This window comes from Streptomyces sp. SID11385 (assembly GCF_010548245.1).
In the GTDB taxonomy this organism is placed as follows: Bacteria; Actinomycetota; Actinomycetes; order Streptomycetales; family Streptomycetaceae; genus Streptomyces.
Window position 1 is genome coordinate 1 of the sequence record NZ_JAAGLR010000102.1, and the last position, 206, is coordinate 206.

General features: G+C 75.2%; 1 pseudogene. It reads left to right on the top strand.

The annotated features are described in order from the left end of the window. Nucleotides 1-206: pseudogene (locus tag G3I42_RS03315) on the top strand (LLM class F420-dependent oxidoreductase); the annotation flags it as partial.

A 206-nucleotide genomic window follows, 5' to 3' on the forward strand; every position in this document is an offset into this window, starting at 1 on the left:
CGACGCCGCGCGCGCGGCGGCCACCGAGCAGCCGGCCTTCTACGAGCAGATTCCCTCCCACGCACGGGCCGTCGAACTTTCCGGCGGGAAACGGGCCGCCGACGTGGCCGTGATCGGCGACGAGCGGACGGTCGCCGCCGAGGTCCAGCGCTACCGGGACGCCGGGGCCACCGAGGTGGTCTTCTCGGGTACGGACCTGGCCGGGG